The organism is Pseudomonas sp. RT6P73 (assembly GCF_054897715.1).
The window spans coordinates 5,419,029-5,438,345 of sequence record NZ_JBUBUV010000002.1 but is presented as its reverse complement, the minus strand read 5'-3'; the positions used below and the strand labels follow the sequence as shown (position 1 = coordinate 5,438,345).

Annotated in this window: 15 protein-coding genes and 1 pseudogene; 11 read left to right on the top strand and 5 right to left on the bottom strand. The window is 61.0% G+C overall.

Features of this window, described 5'->3' with window-relative positions:
• Positions 1 to 3: 3 nt before the first annotated feature.
• The 3 genes from ACYZT6_RS25180 to ACYZT6_RS25170 all read right to left on the bottom strand — a co-directional run bounded on the left by ACYZT6_RS25180 (position 4) and on the right by ACYZT6_RS25170 (position 3,806).
• A complete protein-coding gene (locus ACYZT6_RS25180; protein WP_462029074.1) occupies positions 4 to 2,847 on the bottom strand; it encodes a class I adenylate cyclase in 2,844 nt (947 codons plus the stop codon).
• 193 nt (positions 2,848 to 3,040) lie between these two features.
• Entirely contained in the window at positions 3,041 to 3,286 is a 246-nt protein-coding gene (locus tag ACYZT6_RS25175) for a TIGR02647 family protein (protein WP_094470036.1), read from the bottom strand.
• Positions 3,287 to 3,521: 235 nt separating this feature from the next.
• A complete protein-coding gene (locus ACYZT6_RS25170; protein ID WP_462029073.1) occupies positions 3,522 to 3,806 on the bottom strand; it encodes a hypothetical protein in 285 nt (94 codons plus the stop codon).
• Positions 3,807 to 3,931: 125 nt separating this feature from the next.
• Between ACYZT6_RS25170 and ACYZT6_RS25165 the strand changes: the two genes are divergently transcribed.
• Positions 3,932 to 4,591 (top strand): glutathione S-transferase family protein, encoded by a 660-nt coding sequence (locus ACYZT6_RS25165; protein ID WP_462029072.1) that lies wholly within the window; start codon positions 3,932 to 3,934, stop codon positions 4,589 to 4,591.
• A 96-nt stretch (positions 4,592 to 4,687) separates the two neighbouring features.
• Here ACYZT6_RS25165 and argH read toward each other — a convergent pair whose 3' ends face one another.
• The gene (argH, locus tag ACYZT6_RS25160) at positions 4,688 to 6,082 is read right to left on the bottom strand and encodes an argininosuccinate lyase (protein WP_123509691.1); all 1,395 of its coding nucleotides are present in this window, start codon (positions 6,080 to 6,082) and stop codon (positions 4,688 to 4,690) included.
• A 142-nt stretch (positions 6,083 to 6,224) separates the two neighbouring features.
• On the opposite strand from argH, the pseudogene ACYZT6_RS25155 reads away from it, so the two are divergent.
• The 10 genes and pseudogenes from ACYZT6_RS25155 to ACYZT6_RS25110 all read left to right on the top strand — a co-directional run.
• Positions 6,225 to 6,547, top strand: a pseudogene (locus ACYZT6_RS25155) (sensor histidine kinase); the annotation flags it as partial.
• A complete protein-coding gene (locus ACYZT6_RS25150; protein ID WP_462029071.1) occupies positions 6,544 to 7,290 on the top strand; it encodes a LytR/AlgR family response regulator transcription factor in 747 nt (248 codons plus the stop codon). The pseudogene ACYZT6_RS25155 and the gene ACYZT6_RS25150, both read left to right, overlap by 4 nt.
• Before the next feature lie 137 nt (positions 7,291 to 7,427).
• Positions 7,428 to 8,369, top strand: coding sequence for a hydroxymethylbilane synthase (gene hemC / locus ACYZT6_RS25145; protein ID WP_462029070.1), 942 nt, complete (start codon positions 7,428 to 7,430; stop codon positions 8,367 to 8,369).
• Positions 8,366 to 9,133 carry a uroporphyrinogen-III synthase gene (locus tag ACYZT6_RS25140; protein ID WP_462029069.1) on the top strand — a complete coding sequence of 256 codons (768 nt, stop codon included), beginning with the start codon at positions 8,366 to 8,368 and terminating at the stop codon, positions 9,131 to 9,133. The genes hemC and ACYZT6_RS25140 overlap by 4 nt, the downstream gene beginning before the upstream one ends.
• Positions 9,134 to 9,149: 16 nt before the next feature.
• Complete coding sequence (locus ACYZT6_RS25135; RefSeq protein ID WP_462029068.1) at positions 9,150 to 10,292, top strand: uroporphyrinogen-III C-methyltransferase; 1,143 nt, start codon at positions 9,150 to 9,152, stop codon at positions 10,290 to 10,292.
• The gene (locus ACYZT6_RS25130) at positions 10,289 to 11,527 is read left to right on the top strand and encodes a heme biosynthesis HemY N-terminal domain-containing protein (RefSeq protein WP_462029067.1); all 1,239 of its coding nucleotides are present in this window, start codon (positions 10,289 to 10,291) and stop codon (positions 11,525 to 11,527) included. The genes ACYZT6_RS25135 and ACYZT6_RS25130 overlap by 4 nt, the downstream gene beginning before the upstream one ends.
• Before the next feature lie 140 nt (positions 11,528 to 11,667).
• Entirely contained in the window at positions 11,668 to 12,726 is a 1,059-nt protein-coding gene (locus ACYZT6_RS25125) for an IS110 family RNA-guided transposase (RefSeq protein ID WP_462030010.1), read from the top strand.
• Positions 12,727 to 13,225: 499 nt separating this feature from the next.
• Entirely contained in the window at positions 13,226 to 14,329 is a 1,104-nt protein-coding gene (locus ACYZT6_RS25120) for an efflux RND transporter periplasmic adaptor subunit (RefSeq protein ID WP_462029066.1), read from the top strand.
• Positions 14,326 to 15,393 (top strand): efflux RND transporter periplasmic adaptor subunit, encoded by a 1,068-nt coding sequence (locus ACYZT6_RS25115; protein ID WP_462029065.1) that lies wholly within the window; start codon positions 14,326 to 14,328, stop codon positions 15,391 to 15,393. The genes ACYZT6_RS25120 and ACYZT6_RS25115 overlap by 4 nt, the downstream gene beginning before the upstream one ends.
• Positions 15,390 to 18,446 carry an efflux RND transporter permease subunit gene (locus tag ACYZT6_RS25110; protein ID WP_462029064.1) on the top strand — a complete coding sequence of 1,019 codons (3,057 nt, stop codon included), beginning with the start codon at positions 15,390 to 15,392 and terminating at the stop codon, positions 18,444 to 18,446. Before ACYZT6_RS25115 ends, ACYZT6_RS25110 begins: the two co-directional genes overlap by 4 nt.
• Positions 18,447 to 18,571: 125 nt before the next feature.
• On the opposite strand, the gene ACYZT6_RS25105 is transcribed toward ACYZT6_RS25110, so the two are convergent.
• Positions 18,572 to 19,201 carry a class I SAM-dependent methyltransferase gene (locus tag ACYZT6_RS25105; protein WP_462029063.1) on the bottom strand — a complete coding sequence of 210 codons (630 nt, stop codon included), beginning with the start codon at positions 19,199 to 19,201 and terminating at the stop codon, positions 18,572 to 18,574.
• Positions 19,202 to 19,317: the final 116 nt, after the last annotated feature.

Here is a 19,317-nt window from a genome sequence, read left to right as displayed (position 1 = left end):
CCCTCAGACCTGCTCGAGCGCCTCATTCAACGCGCGCTCCAGGTCGGCCTTGTAGCGCAAGTACAGATTGCTTGAACTCTGACCATCACCGAGCAGGCCCGACAAATCCAGGTCGGTGATGTAGCAGCGATAGCGCTCGGTTTCACGGCGCTGCTCGACGATTTCCTGGGCGACCACGCTGAACAACTGCTCGCCATACTCCAGCTCTGAAAACTCCCGCTGATTGCAATACAACGTGACCTGCACCTGTCCGGGCGCGGCTTTGCCGATGATCGCCTGCACGTCATAGAACGGTTTGTTGATCGGGGTTTGCGGCGCTGGCCGGGCTTCAACCCGACGCGCCCGGCCAGGGCCTGATGGCAATAGTTGGTAATACAACGTGTCCAGGTTCAGTGGCTGGACGGTGTTCATCGGCAGTAAGGCGTCGCGTCGGTACTGGATCGATTGCAGGAACCGTTGCAGCGGCACCAGCAGGCTTTGCTCGTCGTGATAGGGCAAACGCTGCTGCCACAGGGCATTGAACTCATCCAGTACGTACAGATCAGCTTGCTGATCGTTGATTCGGTAAAACACCTGAATGCATTCGGGCTGGCCCATGGGCAGGAGCAGCGCCAGGTCGTGGTCTTCCAGGGCCATCGGGTCCAGGTGCAGCGGGCTGTAGCTCGCCAGTTCTTCACCCAGGTAATCGAACAGCGCTGGCAACGTGGCGAGGGCGACGTAATTGACGTGGCCGGGCACCAGCTCCAGAACGTGATAATGCTGCTGGACCTGAACCAGGTAACGATGATTGAGCTTGCTCAGCAGCAGGTTCTGCGCGGTATCGAGGACTTCTTCGACCCGCCGGGCGATGAATTGCGCACGGTTGTGGCAGAAGCAACGAACCCTCAATTTCGGTTGTTGTGGTCCGTCAGGCAGGTTGTTGAGGTAATCGCGCAGGCAGTCGAGCAGGGCGTGAGGGCCGTCGTAGCGGTTGACCAGAACTTCGTTCCAGCTGTTGAGCGTGACCTGGTCCAGGGTCAGCACCAGGTTTTCCCGCACCCCGGCGTAGCTCAGGGAGTCGGTGCGCTCAGTGGTCATCAGGATATTCAGGTCGCGGTGGTGCTTGAGCGGATCGACGCCGACGTTCACCAGAATCAGCACTTCACTCGGCACACTGGCACGCAACAACGGCTCTTCGGCGACGGTCGCCAACGGCAAGGCGATGCTTTGTTGCAGGCTGCCGAGCAGGTTGAACAGTTCAAATTCGCTCAGGTCGCTGGCGCCCGGGTGCAAGGCGAGGCGGGTGCTGCTGTCGATCACCCCATTGCGGTGGCACCAGGTCAGCAGTTCCAGCAATTGGCGGCTGCGCTTGATTGGGGCGAAATGTTCCCACTCGTGGGCGGTCAGGCTGCCGTTATACAAGCCCCACTGGGTTTGCCCGGGTTCTTTTTTGTTCGGTGCTTGCACCAGGGTCAGGGTGTCTTCGGCCAGGTCCGGGGCGATGCCGGGGTTGATGAACTCGACTTTGTCCGCTTTGCGCTCAAAGGCTGCATACAGCCGCCGACCCAGCACGTTGAGGTCGCGTTTGTTGATCAGGCTGACGGTTTGCTCGTTGCGAGCAAACTGGGTCAGGAAGCGGTAGCTGTGGTTCAGCTCGTTGACCAATGCCCGGCGTTCGGTGCTGACCTGGCGGACTTTCCATTGGCTGCGGCTGTCGAGCAGTGCCAGTTGCCGCTGATCCCAGTTCCATTCGTGAGCCAGCCGCTCGAGCAGTGAACGCTGCCAACTCTGGGTGCGACTGCTGCCGGTGAGCTTGCGGTTGACCTTCAGGTACAGCGCGCGGCGTACCAGTTCCAGGCGCTCCGGCTCGCCACGCTCGGTGAGGTATTCCTCGATGCGTCGGTAAACGACGATGTAGGGATCGAGCTCGTCGAGGTCCAGTTGATTGGCAAATACCGCCTGCTTGAAACGCAGGCTCAGGCAGTGAACCTTCGGGTGTTCGCTGGCGTAAACCTCGGTCAGCAGAAGTTTGAGCACTGACTTGTAGGGCGACTCGATGCCCTTGAACAACTGCCAAAGCCCGGCGCCGATGAATTCCCCAGGCGGGATATAGGCCAGATGCCCCAGGTCCAGCGCCTCGTCGGCGCGGATGAAACGCTTGGACAGCAGCGTGTGGGTATAACGGTCGTAGGCGGCTTCTTCGTAGACCGGCACCAGCCACCAGATCGGTGTGCGACCGGCCAGCCAGATGGCGGTGCGGTAGAACTCGTCCAGCAGCAGGTAGTGCTGGGTCGTGCCGCAGTCATCCGAGCTCAATTGCGTATCGCGCTCGCCGAGCACGAAGCGGGCAGGGTCGATCAGAAAAAAATGCGCCTCGGCGCCCTGGCTGGCGGCCCAGACCTCGAGCAATTGGCATTTTTTTCGCAGCTCGGCGAGTTCGTTCTCGCTTAAGTCCGGCCGGTGACAGACCCATACGTCCATGTCGCTCTGATCGGCCTGGGCCAGGGTGCCGAGACTGCCCATCAGGAACAGCCCGTGAATCGGTCGCGGCGGGTTGCTGCCATGGCGCGGCTTATAGGAGAACGATCGGGTCAGGCGCTGGGCTTCAGCGAGGGCGTTGGCGTCCGGCTCGAAATTCGACAGCCCGGCCGGCGTGCTGCCCGACACATAGCCAGGCAATAACGGATGATTAACGTGGAAGAACAGCGGCAGCAGCGTCAGCACCGTTTGCTGGCGGGTCGACAGCCCTTCCATGGCACGGGCCATGCGGCCTTCGTTGAGCTTGAGAAAACGTGCGCGCAGTTGCCTGAGAACCTTGCGGTCGATTCCCTCGTCCAGATCGGGGCGGATTTCATGGGTGCGGGTCATGTCAGCTCAAACCGGCTCGCGAGGCACGGACGTAGGGTCTGCGGATGAGGGGCAGTTTAGCGCCTCGGGCCCGGGACTTTTAAGCTGATTTTGTATTTTTGACGTCAGATTTCTATCGCGTAGCGACCGCAGGTCACAAAGTGTGCCCGCGGAAATCCCGTAGCAGGGGTTTCCGTGGGCGATGCGGTAAAACTCAGGCTGTTTCCTGGACGCTCAGAATCGTCAGAACGGTTTGTACATTTTGCGCGGCGTCACGACCCAGACTGGTCAGATAACCACCATCAGGCTGGTCGATCAGTTCTTTTTCGTACAGGCGTTGAGCGGCAGCAATGGCTTTCGGGGCAGCGGTCTGATGAATTTTCAAACCTTCCTGGGAACTGTCCAGGTTGAAGAGGGCGAGGATTTCCAGTTCGGCAACCAACTCAGGGGTAAGCGACATAAGGACTCCAGACTTTCTAGGAATTGGACGACAGCGCCCCTAAGGTGAGCCCACTCGTGCGGCATGTCCAGTGCCTGCATCAGGGTTTTTTCACCTCGGGATGCGTTCCCCCGTGGGTGGTGCGGCAGCGGGGTGCGTAGGAGCGAGGCTTGCCCGCGAAGAACGATGACACGGTTTGTATGGAAAAACCTCAGTGCACCCTTCGCGGGCAAGCCTCGCTCCTACGGAATCGGGGTTATTTCTTTTCCGGCGGCAGCTCTGGCAGCGCGCGCAACGCTGTTTCGTACCATTCGGTATTGAACGCGCGGTCTTCTTCGAGGATCGCGTCGATTTCAACCGCCAACACGTGGGCCATCAGGCTGAGGATTTCTTCACGCTCGTAACCCACCAGGGTCAGCTTGTTGAAGGTTGCCTTGGCCGCGGGCGGGTTGTCGCTTTCGATCTGGTTTTCGATGGCTTCGATCAGGGTGTTTTCGGTGAATTCTTCTTCGTCGCTATCGATGTCGGTTGGCTCGCTCATGGCAGGCTCCTCAAGTTTAAGGCGGCCAGTTTACCTGCATTCAGCGCTGTGATGCTGCTGGCAGAAATCGCCTCGGCGTTCTATAAACAGGCACTGCCAACCCCGCACGGCCTGGAGGCTATTTGATGCTCAAGCTTTATGGATTCTCCGTCAGCAACTACTACAACATGGTCAAGCTGGCGCTGCTCGAGAAGGGCGTGCCGTTTGAAGAAGTACCGTTTTACGCGGGCACCAGCCCGGAAGCGCTGGCCATCAGCCCGCGCGGCAAAGTGCCGGTCTTGCGCGCCGAGCAGGGCTTCATCAACGAAACGGCGGTGATCCTCGAGTACATCGAGCAAAGCCAGAAAGGCACGCCGCTATTGTCGAGCGATCCTTTCGAACGCGCCCAGGTGCTGGCGCTGGCCAAGGAAATCGAGCTGTACATCGAGTTGCCGGCTCGCGCGTGCTACGCCGAGGCATTTTTCGGTATGCAGGTGCCGGAGGCGATCAAGGACAAGACCAAAGCTGAATTGCTGCTGGGGTTTGCGTCCCTGGGCAGGCACGGCAAGTTCTCCCCTTATGTGGCGGGGGACAGCCTGAGCATTGCGGATCTGTACTTCTTGTTCAGCGTGCCACTGGCCTGTGCGGTGGCGCAGAAGCTGTTCGATCTGGACTTGCTGGCTGAGATGCCGGCGGCCAAGTCGCTGTTGAAGCGTCTGGAGCAGAACCCGAACGTGCAGCGGATTGCGGCGGACAAGGAAGCGGCGATGCCGGCGTTTATGGCGATGGTCGCGTCTAAGAAGTAGACGTGTAACGATCTCGAAAATGCTTTCGCGGGCAAGCCTCGCTCCTACAAGGACAAACACAGTCCCCTGTAGGAGCGAGGCTTGCCCGCGAAGCTTTTAGCGACTGGCGAGCAAGGCTTGGCCGCGAACCACAGCCTTCTTGACCTGCGCCGGCGCAGTGCCGCCAATATGGTCACGGGCGTTCACCGAGCCTTCCAGGGTAAGCACGGCAAACACGTCCTGATCGATCTGGTCGCTGAACTTGCGCAGTTCCTCCAGGCTCATTTCCGCCAGATCTTTACCGCTTTCGACGCCGTACTTCACGGCATGGCCAACGATTTCGTGGCAGTCACGGAACGGCAGGCCACGGCGTACCAGATAGTCAGCCAGGTCGGTCGCAGTGGAGAAACCTCGCAGCGCCGCTTCGCGCATCATCGCGTGCTTTGGCTTGATCGCCGGGATCATGTCAGCGAAGGCGCGGAGCGAGTCGCGCAATGTATCGGCGGCGTCGAACAGCGGTTCCTTGTCTTCCTGGTTGTCCTTGTTGTAGGCCAATGGCTGGCCTTTCATCAGGGTCAGCAGGCCCATCAGTGCGCCGAAGACGCGACCGGTCTTGCCACGCACCAGCTCTGGCACGTCCGGGTTTTTCTTTTGCGGCATGATCGAGCTGCCGGTGCAGAAGCGGTCCGGCAGATCGATGAACTGGAACTGCGCGCTGGTCCACAGCACCAGCTCTTCGGAGAAGCGCGACAAGTGCATCATCGCGATGCTCGCGGCCGAGCAGAATTCAATGGCGAAGTCGCGATCGGACACGTTGTCCAGCGAGTTGCCGCCAACCGCGTCGAAGCCCAGCAGCTGGGCGGTGAATTCGCGGTCGATCGGGTAGGTGGTGCCCGCCAGTGCGGCGCTGCCCAACGGCATGCGGTTGGTACGCTTGCGGCAGTCCACCAGACGCTCGTAGTCGCGGCTGAGCATTTCGAACCAGGCCAGCATGTGGTGCCCGAAGGTCACCGGCTGTGCGGTTTGCAGGTGGGTGAAGCCCGGCATGATGCTGCCGGCTTCGCGCTCGGCCTGCTCCAGCAAGCCTTTTTGCAGGCGGGTGATTTCCGCCAGGATCAGGTCGATCTCGTCACGTAGCCACAGGCGGATGTCGGTGGCGACCTGGTCGTTGCGGCTGCGGCCGGTGTGCAGCTTTTTGCCGGTCACGCCGATGCGGTCGGTCAGACGCGCCTCGATGTTCATGTGCACGTCTTCGAGGTCGATGCGCCAGTCGAACTGGCCGGCCTCGATTTCACCCTGGATGGTCTTCAGGCCATCAGTGATGCTGTCGCGCTCGGCGTCGGTCAGCACGCCGACTTTGGCCAGCATGGTGGCGTGGGCGATCGAGCCCATGATGTCGTGGCGATACAGGCGCTGGTCGAAAGTGACGGAGGCGGTGAAGCGGGCGACGAAGGCGTCGACGGGTTCACTGAAGCGGCCGCCCCAGGACTGATTGGTCTTGTCAGTGCTCATGAATTCGCTCGTGTCGGCTGGAGAAAAAATGACGGTGGAAGCTGCCGCGGATAATAACAGGGTTGCCAATCCTGTCGCTGACGCTGGTCGACAGGTTTTTTTTCCGGGGCGCGGTCCATACTCAGGACATGCCTTGTGGGAAATTGCGCAACGATATTTTTCAATTGAGCAATATCGTCCCGGCAACCGTCTACAGTTGGACAGTAGGATCAGCGCACTTCCCGGCGCTGCGGCTGACTATAAGAAGAGGGGGTGTTCATATTGTGTATCGGCAAACCCTACGGCGATACCTCGCTTACGCGGGCCAGAGCCTCCAATCACTTGGCAGATGAAAATTTAGCCGCCGGTCTCGCGGCACTTTTTGGCCCTCGCGCTAGTCTTAGCGTGGATCGCGGTGACGGACGTCACTTCACCTGTCTACGCTATCCTTGTGCGAGACTCACGCAGGAATCCAGCGCAATATGAATGTCCTGATCGTTGATGACGAACCCCTAGCCCGCGAGCGCCTGAGCCGAATGGTTGGCGAACTTGAGGGATACAGCGTCCTGGAGCCCAGCGCCACGAACGGCGAAGAGGCGTTGGCACTGATCGACAGTCACAAACCGGATATCGTGCTGCTCGATATCCGCATGCCAGGCCTCGATGGCCTGCAAGTGGCTGCTCGATTGTGCGAACGCGAAACCCCGCCCGCCGTGGTGTTTTGCACCGGGCCCGATGAATTTGCCGTGGAAGCCTTGCTGGCCAGCGCCGTGGGCTATGTGGTGAAACCCGTGCATACAGATCATTTACAACATGCGTTGAAAAAAGCCGAGCGGCCCAATCGTGTCCAACTCGCCGCCCTGACCCGCCCAGCCGCCGAAAGCGGTAGCGGCCCACGAAGCCACATCAGTGCCCGAACCCGTAAAGGCATTGAACTGATCCCGTTGGATCAGGTGGTCTACTTCATTGCTGACCACAAATACGTGACCTTGCGACATGAAGGCGGCGAAGTGCTGCTGGATGAACCGCTCAAGGCCCTGGAAGATGAGTTCGGCGATCGTTTCGTGCGCATCCACCGCAACGCTCTGGTCGCCCGGGAACGCATCGAACGCCTGCAACGCACGCCGCTGGGGCATTTTCAGCTATTCCTCAAAGGCCTCAATGGCGATGCCCTGATCGTCAGCCGTCGCCACGTGGCCGGCGTACGCAAGATGATGCAACAGCTTTAATTCGCTGTTCACAGGCGAGCTTCACACCGTTTGCTGGACGTTCGAGGCCAGGGAGGCCGCGCAGTTTCTGATACAAGTCAAAGTGGATTTGGCTGAGCTGTTATTATCCGCCGTATCTATTCAGTACGGATTGATCCATGTCCTCTCGCGAAATCCGCATCGCCACCCGTAAAAGTGCTCTCGCCCTGTGGCAGGCCGAGTACGTCAAGACCCGTCTGGAACAGGCTCATCCGGGTTTGCTCGTGACGCTGGTGCCCATGGTCAGTCGTGGCGACAAGCTGCTCGACTCGCCCCTGTCGAAAATCGGTGGCAAGGGCTTATTCGTCAAGGAGCTGGAAACCGCGCTGCTGGAAAACGAAGCCGACATCGCCGTTCACTCGATGAAAGACGTGCCGATGGATTTCCCCGAAGGCCTCGGCCTGTTTTGCATCTGCGAGCGCGAAGACCCGCGTGATGCCTTTGTTTCCAATACCTACGCCATCCTGGATGAGTTGCCCCAAGGCAGCATCGTCGGCACTTCCAGCCTGCGCCGTCAGGCTCAGTTGCTGACCCGCCGCCCGGACCTCGAAATCCGCTTCCTGCGTGGCAACGTCAATACGCGCCTGGCCAAGCTCGATGCCGGCGAATACGACGCCATCATCCTCGCGGCGGCCGGCCTGATCCGTCTGGGCTTTGAAGATCGCATCACTTCGGCGATCAGTGTCGACGACAGCCTGCCGGCCGGTGGCCAAGGCGCGGTCGGTATCGAATGCCGCAGCGCTGACAGTGAAATCCACGCGTTGCTGACGCCATTGCATCACCAGGACACCGCCACCCGCGTGACCGCGGAGCGTTCCCTCAACAAACATCTGAATGGCGGCTGCCAAGTGCCGATCGCCTGCTACGCCGTGCTTGAAGGCGAGCAGATCTGGTTGCGAGGCCTGGTGGGCGATCCGAGCGGCGGCCTGCTGCTCAGTGCCGAGGCCCGTGCGCCACGTGGCGATGCAGAAGCCTTGGGCGTGCAAGTGGCTGAAGACCTGCTGAGCCAAGGCGCCGACGACATTCTGAAGGCAGTCTATGGCGAGGCTGGTCACGAGTGACCAGATGGCGCCTGCTGCTGACGCGCCCTGCGGATGAGTCGGCGGCGCTGACCAGCGTTTTGTCGCAAGTGGGGATTTTCAGCAGCAGCTTGCCGCTTCTGGAGATCGAGCCGATCCCTGTCTCTGACACAATGCGCGAGGTGATTCAGGGACTGGATCGTTACTGTGCGGTGATCGTCGTCAGTAAACCTGCCGCCAGAATCGGCGTTGACCTGCTTAATCAGTATTGGCCACAGCCTCCGTCCCCGCGTTGGTTCAGCGTGGGCGCGGCGACTGCGCAGATTCTCGCGGATAACGGGCTGGACGTGAGTTTTCCCGCCGAGGGTGATGACAGCGAAGCCTTGCTTGAACTTCCCTCGTTGCGCGAGGCTGTTGCCCGGCCCGATCCGCGGGTGCTGATCCTGCGCGGGGAGGGCGGGCGCGAGTTGCTGGCTGAGCGTTTGCGCGAGCTTGGTGCTAGTGTCGAGTATCTGGAGTTGTACCGTCGCGGCCTGCCTCAATACCCGTCGATGGCGCTGCCTGACCGGATCGAAGCGGAACGCTTGAACGGGCTGGTGGTCAGCAGTGGACAGGGTTTTGAGCACCTGCGCCAATTGGCGGGCGATGCTTGGCCTGCGCTTGCGCAGTTGCCGTTGTTTGTTCCAAGCCCCAGGGTCGCCGAGCTGGCACGTGCCGCCGGGGCCCAAACAGTTGTGGATTGTCGTGGCGCCAGTGCCGCGGCTTTGCTGACGGCGTTACGGGAGCATCCCGAACCCGTTCTCTAATGCAAAGGATGGATACGTGAGCGAAACAGCCTTGCCTAAAGATGACGTGCTGCCGGTGCTTGAAGCGCCGGTTGAAACTCCACCTGCTGCTGAAGTGCAGCGCCGAGGCAATGGGCTGGCAATCGTCGCGCTGCTGCTGGGCGCCGCCGGTGTTGCCGTCGGCGGCTGGGGTGTCTGGCAGGTGCGTCACCTGCAAGCCAACAACCAGCAGCAGTTGAGCCAGGTCCAGGCGTTGAACGATCAGGCGCAAAGTCTGAAGCTCAACGAACAGCGCTTGAGCGCGCGCCTTGAGCAAATGCCGGCAGCCGAAGAACTGGACGCTCGCAACCGACTGGTGACGCAGCTCCAAGGCGATCAGCAACGCTTGAATCAGCGCCTGGAAACCGTTCTCGGTGCAAGCCGCAAGGATTGGCGTCTGGCCGAAGCCGAGCACTTGTTGCGCCTGGCCAGCCTGCGCCTTTCTGCGTTGCAGGACATCAGCAGCGCTCAGGCGCTTGTCCAAGGCGCCGATGAAATTCTGCGTGAACAGAACGATCCGGGTTCCTATGCTGCTCGCGAGCAAGTGGCCAAAACCCTGGTGGCGCTGCGCAGCACTGCACAGCCGGATCGCACCGGGTTGTTTTTGCGGCTGGGTGCTTTGCGCGATCAGGTCATCGACCTCACCGAACTGGCGCCCGAGTACAAGGACCGCGGCGAATCGTTGCTGGGCCTGACGGCGGACGGTGACGGTGCCAGTCGTTGGGCGCAGTGGTGGGATCAGATTTCACGCTACATCCGCATCGATTTCAACGCGGACAAGAATGTTCGTCCATTGCTGGCCGGGCAGAGCCTGAGTCAGGTTCGTCTGGCGCTGAGCCTGGCGTTGGAGCAGGCGCAATGGGCAGCGCTCAATGGTCAGGCAGCCGTTTACACCCAGGCACTGGCGGAAGCGCGGGATGTACTGACGGGCAACTTCAACCAGGACAACCCTCAGAGCAAAGTCATGCTTGAACAGGTGGGCGAGTTGAGCAAGCAGCCGGTCACCGTGGTCACGCCGGACCTGACTGGCACGCTGAGTGCGGTTCAGGGGTATCTGGAGCGGCGTAACGTCAATGCCGAAGACTCGATCAAACCGATGGCAAAACCGGCCACGAACACTGCGCAGGAGGCCACACCATGAAGCGCCTCTATGTGATCGTGTTCCTGGTCATCGCCGCAGCCGCTGCACTGGGCCTGGCGATTGCCGAGCATTCCGGTTACGTGTTGATTGCCTACAAAGCCTTCCGCTATGAAGCGAGCCTGTGGGCAACCTTGGCATTGGTGGCGGTGCTCTGGCTGGTGTTCTGGGGCATCAAGGCATTGGTCGAGCTGGTGACGACTTCCAGTGGGGTGGTCAACCCGTGGTCGCGGCGCAATCGCAGCCGCCGGGTGCAAGTGGCGATCGAGCACGGTCAGCTGGATTTGGCAGAAGGTCGCTGGGCCAGTGCGCAGCGTCATCTGCATCGCGCTGCTGAAGCCGAGCGCCAGCCGCTGCTCTACTACCTCGGTGCTGCGCGCGCCGCCAATGAACAAGGTCTCTACGAGGAATGCGACAACTTGCTGGAGCGCGCCCTCGAACGCCAGCCCCAGGCCGAGTTGGCGATTGCCTTGAATCACGCCCAGTTGCAGAACGACCGTGGCGACACTGATGGCGCCCTGGTGACGCTGCAAGCCATGCACGAGCGTCATCCTCATAACGTCCAGACCCTGCGCCAGTTGCAGCGCCTGCATCAGCAGCGCGGCGACTGGTCGGCGGTGATTCGCCTGCTGCCGGAGCTGCGCAAGGATAAAGTCTTGCCGCCCGCCGAGCTGGCGGATCTGGAGCGCCGGGCGTGGGGTGAAAACCTTTCCCTGGCCGCGCATCAGGAAGCGGATGGCACGGTCGGTCTGCAGTCGCTCAATCGCGCCTGGCAGCAGCTCACCTCGGCTCAACGCCAGGAACCTCAGCTAGTGCTGGCCTATGCCGAGCAACTGCGGCAGCTGGGCGCACAGGTCGAAGCGGAAGAGGTGCTGCGCACGGCTCTCAAGCGCAGGTACGACAGTCATCTGGCTCGTCTCTACGGACTGGTTCGCGGTAGCGATCCGGCTCGTCAACTGCAAACCGCCGAGGGTTGGCTCAAGGATCATCCGGCCGACCCAAGTCTTCTGCTGACACTGGGCCGCTTGTGCCTGCAAAGCAGTCTGTGGGGCAAGGCGCGGGACTATCTGGAAAGCAGCCTGCGAGTGCAGCGCAATCCGGAAGCCTGCGCGGAACTGGCACGGTTACTCGCGCAGCTCGGCGACACAGAGCGCAGTAATCAGTTGTTTCAGGAAGGTCTGGGTCTGCTGGACGAACGCCTTCTGGCGGCACCACTGCCAGCCCCCGTTTACGCCTGAAGCGACCCCTTTGTAATTGGATGGACTCGCCCAAGCCGAGGCGTCAATGCGCCACGGTGGCAGTCTAAACAGCCAACGACAGCGAGGGCGAGTCCATGAAAAAGCATACTTCGGTTGATCAATCCCTGTCTTCTTCCGATTTGTCGGCCTGCACAACCGTGGCGGTCGATCTGGCCAAGCAGGTCTTTCAGGTCGCCGGGGAAGATGTCCTCGGCCAGGTGCACTACGAGCAGCGGATCAAGTCGCGCGAGGCGTTTTATGCGTTTCTCCGCCAGTTGCCACCTCATGTCGTGGTTCTGATGGAGACCGGTCCGGGTGCTCAAGCCTGGGCCCGGCAGCTGCAAGACCAAGGCAATCTGGCGCGGATTCTTCCAGCCCGTTTGGTGGCCACACATCGCAGCGGGCCTAAAAATGATCGCAACGATGCGCTGGCGATTCTGCGGGCTGGTCGCGATGAAAAGATCTACGCAGTGCCGGTCAAAAGCGTTGCGGCGCTGGCAATGCAGGCGTTGCATCGCGCCCGCCAGGGCTATGTGCGTCGACGCACGGCGGTGAGCAATCAGATGCGCGGCCTGCTGCTCGAGCATGGCGTGGCCTTGGCGCAGGGCGATGTTGCGATCAGCCAGAAAATTCCGCGGGTACTGGAAGATGCCACCCAGCCGGTGCCGGGCGTGCTGCGTGAACTGATCGACGAACTGTTGGCCGAGTGGCGCCATTTGGGCGAGCGCATCAGCGTGCTGACGGGGCGCCTGGAAGTGGCCGCCAACGCCGACATGACGGCGAAGCGACTGATGACTGTGCGCGGCATCGGCCCAGTCACTGCCACGGCACTGGTGGCCAAGGAAACCAAGCCTGAGCGATTTCCCAATGCCCGCAAGTTTGCCGCGTACTTTGGCATGGTGCCTGACCAGCACAGCAGCGGGCAGACGGTCCGGCTGGGGGACATGACCAAGCGAGGCGATGTTTATTTACGCAGCCTGATGATCCAGGGAGCCCATGCCGTACTGCAACAACTACGACCTGATTCCCAGCAACCCGATGACCGCCGCTTGTTGCGCTGGATGAGCCGACTGGGCCGTAAGGAGGCTGCGATCAGGTTGGCCAACCGCAACCTGCGAATCGTCTGGGTGCTTCTACAGAATGACCAGACTTATCGTCGCCAGGCGGGTGATGGCCAGCAAGCGACGATGAGCCACTGAGCGACAGAGTTCTGCCACCGAGGTACTAACTGTCCGGCCCTTTGCTGAAAAAAAATTGACCCCAGGTAAGACCGGCGTGGATTGATGCCTAAGCTGCTACTGGCCTTCGAGGCCTGACTGTAATCGGCATACCACGAGCTCTTCCAATTTTGGCCAGAAGCCGAAGACGGCTTCCTCGAATAGGCCTTATACATAGATGCAACGGGGCGGCGGTTTTTCAAAAGCGGGTAGACAGTGGGGGCGAGTCCATACATAGCAGCTGGCGAAGCCTGCGTTCGGCTGCGCAGCAGTCGTAAAATCAGCGCACGCGGTGTATCAGGCGGAATGTGCAAGCCGGATTGACGACTGCTGCGCAGCCGAACGCAGGCTTCGCCAGCTGCTACAGAGGGATGACGGTGTGATCGCTTTATTTGAAGCCGTCAGGTGCACCCGTGGAACCCTGTTCTAAGCTCACAGTCGTATCGCCATTGGCACGTCCGTACAACGCAAAGGAGTCTGCATGGCTGGTCCCGGATTGAAAATAGTGATTGGCCTGAGCCTCCTCGCTCTACTGAGTGCCTGTGGCGATAAACCCAAGGTCGAGAAGGACCGTCCACGGGTCTTCGTCCAAGAGGTAAAACCCACGGATTACGCCGCGTCGGTGACGCTCACCGGCGATGTCCAGGCCCGGGTCCAGACCGAACTGTCGTTCCGCGTGGGCGGCAAGATCATTCAGCGCATGGTCGATGTCGGTGACCGGGTGTCGGCCAAACAAGTGCTGGCCAAACTTGACCCCAAAGACCTGCAAACCAACGTCGACTCGGCCCAGGCCCAGGTCGTCGCCGAGCAGGCCCGGGTCACACAGACCGCCGCCGCGTTCGTTCGCCAACAAAAACTCCTGCCCAAGGGATACACCAGCCAAAGCGAATACGATTCCGCCCAAGCCGCGTTGCGCAGCAGTCAGAGCGCGTTGACCGCTGCCCAGGCGCAACTGGCCAACGCTCGCGATCAACTGCGCTACACCGCGCTGATTGCCGATGCGCCGGGGGTGATTACTGCGCGTCAGGCCGAGGTCGGCCAGGTGGTGCAGGCGACGGTGCCGATATTCAGCCTGGCCCGCGATGGTGAGCGCGACGCGGTATTCAACGTCTACGAATCGCTGCTGGCCGAGGCGCCGGAGGATAAGACCATCGTAGTCAGCCTCCTCGACAATCCGGCGATCAAAACCACCGGCACCGTTCGGGAAGTCACCCCGGCCGTGTCCGCGCAGACCGGCACCGTGCAAGTCAAAGTCACCCTCGACGGTCTGCCCGAAGGCATGCAATTGGGCTCGGTGGTGAGCGCCACGGCGAAGACGCCGGGCAAGTCCGCTGTGGAATTGCCGTGGTCGGCGCTGACCAAAAACCTTAGCGATCCGGCGGTGTGGCTGGTGGACGGTGAGGGCAAGGCGCAACTGCACACCATCACGGTCGGCCGTTACCTGACCGGAAAAGTGATCATCAGCGCCGGCTTGCAGGGTGGCGAAAAAGTCGTCATCGCGGGTGGACAGTTACTGCACCCCGGCGTGAAAGTCGAAATCGCCGAAAACACCTACAAGGATTTAGCAGTGGAAGCCCAGCCATGAAGCGTCTGTTACTGGTGTGCACCGCGGTGATGCTGGCGGCCTGCTCGAAAGAAGAACCACCGCCGGAGCCGGTACGCCCGGTGCTATCGGTCAAGGTCCAGGCGTTGGACGAGGAAAATCTCGGCCGCTTCGCCGGCAGCATCCAGGCCCGTTATGAAAGCAATACCGGGTTCCGCGTGCCGGGACGCATCGCCAGCCGGAGCGTCGATGTCGGTGCCGAAGTCGAAAAGGGTGCGTTGCTCGCCACGCTCGACCCCACCGATCAGCAGAACCAGTTACGTTCCGCCCAGGGCAATCTGGCCAGCGTCCAGGCGCAACTTATCAACGCCCAGGCCAACGCCCGGCGCCAAAAGGAATTGTTTGATCGCGGCGTCGGCGCCCAAGCGCAACTCGACATCGCGCAGACCGACCTCAAAACCACCCAGGCCTCCCTCGATCAAGCGCAGGCTGCGGTCGACCAGGCCAAGGACCAGCTCAACTACGTCGAACTGCGCGCCGACCACAAAGCCGTGGTCACCGCGTGGAATGCTGAAGCCGGGCAAGTCGTCACCGCCGGCCAGCAAGTGGTGACCCTGGCGCAGCCGGACATCAAGGAAGCCGTGATCGACCTGCCGGACACCTTGGTCGACCAGTTGCCGACCGACGTGGTGTTTCAAGTTGCGGCCCAATTGGACCCGAGCATCACCACCACCGCCATCGTCCGTGAAATCGAACCCCAGGCCCAGAGTGCCACGCGTACCCGCCGAGCCCGCCTGACCCTGACCGACACACCACCCGGTTTTCGCCTGGGCACTGCGATCAGCGTGACCCTCAGCTCCGCGATCAAACCGCGCATCGAACTGCCCTTGACTGCGCTTCAGGAGGTCGATGGCAAAACCCGCATCTGGGTCATCGATACACAGACTCAAACCGTTGCCCCACGAGACGTCAGTCTGGTCAGCCGCACAGACTCAACGATGATCCTGGCCAGTGGCGTGAAGTCCGGTGAGCGAGTGGTCAGTGCCGGTGTGAATAGCCTGAAACCCGGGCAGAAAGTAAAAATCGATGAGGACAGCCCACAATGAAAGGGAGTTTCAACTTATCCGAATGGGCCCTCAAACATCAGTCGTTTGTCTGGTATTTGATGTTCGTCGCACTGCTGATGGGCGTGTTCTCGTACATGAACCTGGGCCGCGAGGAAGACCCGTCGTTCACCATCAAAACCATGGTCATCCAGACCCGCTGGCCGGGCGCGACCCAGGAAGAAACTCTCAAGCAGGTCACTGACCGCATCGAGAAAAAGCTCGAAGAACTTGATTCGCTCGACTACGTGAAAAGCTATACGAGGCCCGGCGAATCGACGGTGTTCGTCAACCTGCGCGACACCACCAGCGCCAAAGATATTCCGGAAATCTGGTACCAGGTGCGCAAGAAGATCAACGACATTCGCGGCGACTTCCCTCAAGGCTTGCAGGGGCCGGGGTTCAACGACGAATTCGGTGATGTGTTCGGTTCGGTCTACGCCTTTACCGCCGACGGCTTGTCGATGCGCCAGTTGCGCGATTACGTGGAACAGGTCCGTGCCGAAATTCGTGAGGTGCCGGGGCTGGGCAAGGTCGAGATGGTCGGTGAGCAGGACGAAGTCCTCTACCTGAATTTCTCCACCCGCAAACTGGCGGCGCTGGGCATCGATCAGCGCCAGGTGGTGCAGAGCCTGCAAACCCAGAACGCGGTGACCCCGGCCGGGGTGATCGAGGCCGGTCCCGAGCGCATTTCGGTGCGCACCTCGGGGCAGTTCGCTTCCGAGAAAGACCTGGCCAACGTCAACCTGCGGCTCAATGATCGCTTCTACCGTTTGGCCGACATCGCCGACATCAGCCGTGGCTACGTTGACCCGGCGACACCGGAGTTCCGCTACAACGGCCATCCGGGCATCGGCCTCGCCATCGCCATGAAGAAGGGCGGCAACATCCAGGAGTTCGGCAAGGCGCTGCACCAGCGCATGACCGACCTGACGGCGGACTTGCCGGTGGGCGTCGGTGTGTACACGGTTTCCGACCAGGCCGAAGTGGTGGAAAAAGCCGTCGGCGGCTTCACCAGTGCCTTGTTCGAAGCGGTGGTGATCGTGCTGATCGTCAGCTTCGTCAGCCTCGGTGTGCGCGCCGGGCTGGTGGTGGCGTGCTCAATCCCGCTGGTGTTGGCGATGGTCTTCATCTTCATGGAATACAGCGGCATCACCATGCAGCGGATTTCCCTCGGCGCGCTGATCATCGCCCTCGGCCTGCTGGTGGACGATGCAATGATTACCGTCGAGATGATGGTCACGCGCCTTGAAATGGGCGAGACCAAGGAGCAGGCGGCGACGTTTGCCTACACCTCCACGGCGTTCCCGATGCTCACCGGTACGCTGGTGACGGTGGCCGGGTTCGTGCCCATCGGCTTGAATGCCAGCTCGGCGGGCGAGTACACCTTCACCCTGTTTGCGGTGATCGCCGTGGCGATGCTGGTGTCGTGGGTGGTCGCCGTGTTGTTCGCCCCGGTGATCGGCGTGCACATCCTCAGCGCCAACGTGAAACCCCATGACGCCGAGCCGGGGCGCATCGGCCGTGCGTTCAATTACGGCATGCTCTGGGCGATGCGCAACCGCTGGTGGGCCATCGGCATCACGATCGCGCTGTTCGTCGCGTCGGTGTTTTCCATGCAGTTCGTGCAGAACCAGTTCTTCCCGTCGTCGGACCGCCCGGAAATCCTCGTCGACCTGAACCTGCCACAAAACGCCTCGATCGCTGAAACCCGCAAGGCTGTGGATAAGCTCGAAGCGACCCTCAAGGACGATCCGGACATCGTGCGCTGGAGCACTTACATCGGCGAGGGCGCGATCCGTTTCTACCTGCCCCTCGACCAGCAATTGCAGAACCCGTACTACGCGCAATTGGTGATCGTCAGCAAAGGCCTGGAGTCGCGTAATGCCCTCAGTCAGCGGTTGCGCGAGCGGCTGCGCAAAGATTTTGTCGGCATCGGCAGCTACGTCCAGGCGCTGGAAATGGGCCCGCCGGTGGGGCGCCCGATTCAATACCGGGTCAGCGGCAAGGACATCGATCAGGTGCGCAAGCACGCGATTGCCCTGGCCACCGAGCTGGACAAGAACTCGCACATCGGCGAGATCATTTACGACTGGAACGAACCGGGCAAAGTCCTGCGCATCGACATCGCTCAGGACAAGGCGCGGCAACTCGGGCTGTCGTCGGAAGACGTGGCCAACCTGATGAACAGCATCGTCGTCGGTTCGCCGGTCACTCAGGTCGATGACGATATCTACCTGATCAATGTCGTGGGCCGCGCGGTGGACGCGGAGCGCGGCACGCCGGAAACCCTGCAGAATTTGCAGATCGTTACCCCAGGCGGCACGTCGATTCCGCTGCTGGCCTTCGCCACGGTGCGCTATGAACTGGAGCAACCGCTGGTTTGGCGCCGCGACCGTAAACCGACGATCACCATCAAGGCGGCGGTGCGTGATGAGATTCAGCCGACTGATCTGGTGAAACAGCTCAAACCCGACATCGATAAATTCGCCGCCAGTTTGCCGGTCGGTTACTCGGTCGCCACGGGTGGCACGGTAGAGGAAAGCGGCAAGGCCCAGGGGCCGATTGCCAAAGTGGTGCCGTTGATGCTGTTCCTCATGGCGACCTTCCTCATGATCCAGCTGCACAGCGTGCAGAAGCTGTTCCTGGTGGCCAGCGTCGCGCCGCTCGGCTTGATTGGCGTGGTGCTGGCGCTGATCCCGACGGGCACGCCGATGGGTTTTGTGGCGATCCTGGGGATTCTGGCGCTGATCGGCATCATCATCCGTAACTCGGTGATTCTGGTGACCCAGATCGATGCCTTGGAGAAAGAGGGCGTTGCACCGTGGGATGCCGTGGCCCAGGCCACGGAGCATCGTCGCCGGCCGATTCTGCTGACCGCTGCGGCGGCCAGCCTGGGGATGATCCCGATCGCCCGGGAAGTGTTCTGGGGGCCGATGGCGTACGCGATGATTGGCGGGATCATTATTGCGACGTTGCTGACGCTGCTGTTTTTGCCGGCGCTTTACGTCGCCTGGTACAAAATCCGCGAGCCGAAAAAAGAGTCTGCGCAATAAGGGAGAGCGCTTCGCGCTCTATCGCGGGCAAGCCACGCTCCCACAGGTTTTGTGTCGATCCTTGATGTTGTGATCCGACGCAAAACCTGTGGGAGCGGGCTTGCCCGCGATGACGTCAGGCCTGACTACGCGGGCTTACGCCAAACACTCGCCAACCAAGGCTGCTGCTCCCGCGGCAGCCCCGCCGGCCGGTAGTAATGCTCCAACTCCACAAACCCCGCCTCCGTCAGCAATTGCTGCCACGCCGCAAGATCGTGATACGCCCCATACCGCGGCCCATTCCACCCTTCCTGATTTTCACCCCGCGGGTTGGAACTGAACAACACACCACCCGGCTTCAACGCCCCGCGCAATTCCTTCAACACCCGAGGCAATTCCTGGCGCGGGATATGAAACAGCACGGCATTGGCAAAAATCCCATCGAAGCGTTCATCTGGCAGATCCAGCTTCAGAAAGTCCTGCTGCCACACTTCACAACCACTGTCCTCACGCGCCATCTGCGCAAACTTCTCTGACCCATCCAGCCCGACTGCCGTGTGGCCCATGCGCGTGAACGTCTGCAAATCACGCCCCGGCCCACAACCAAAATCGAGAATGTCGAACGGCGCTTCACCCTGAATATGCCGCAGCAGGGCATCGATGTTCTGGCTGACATCATGATCGCGAGTGCCCTCGCGAAAACCTTCGGCCACCGAGTTGTAATGACCCAGGGTGGTGGCGGTGATCTGCTCGAGGTCGTCGGGGGTTTGTTTCATGGTTGGCTGCGCAGGCAATGGGGGTTTGCCGAATATACGCCATGAGGCCGGTGGCTGCTGTGCAGCCAATCGCGGGCAAGCCTCGCTCCTACAGGGAACCGCGTCTGTCGAAACAA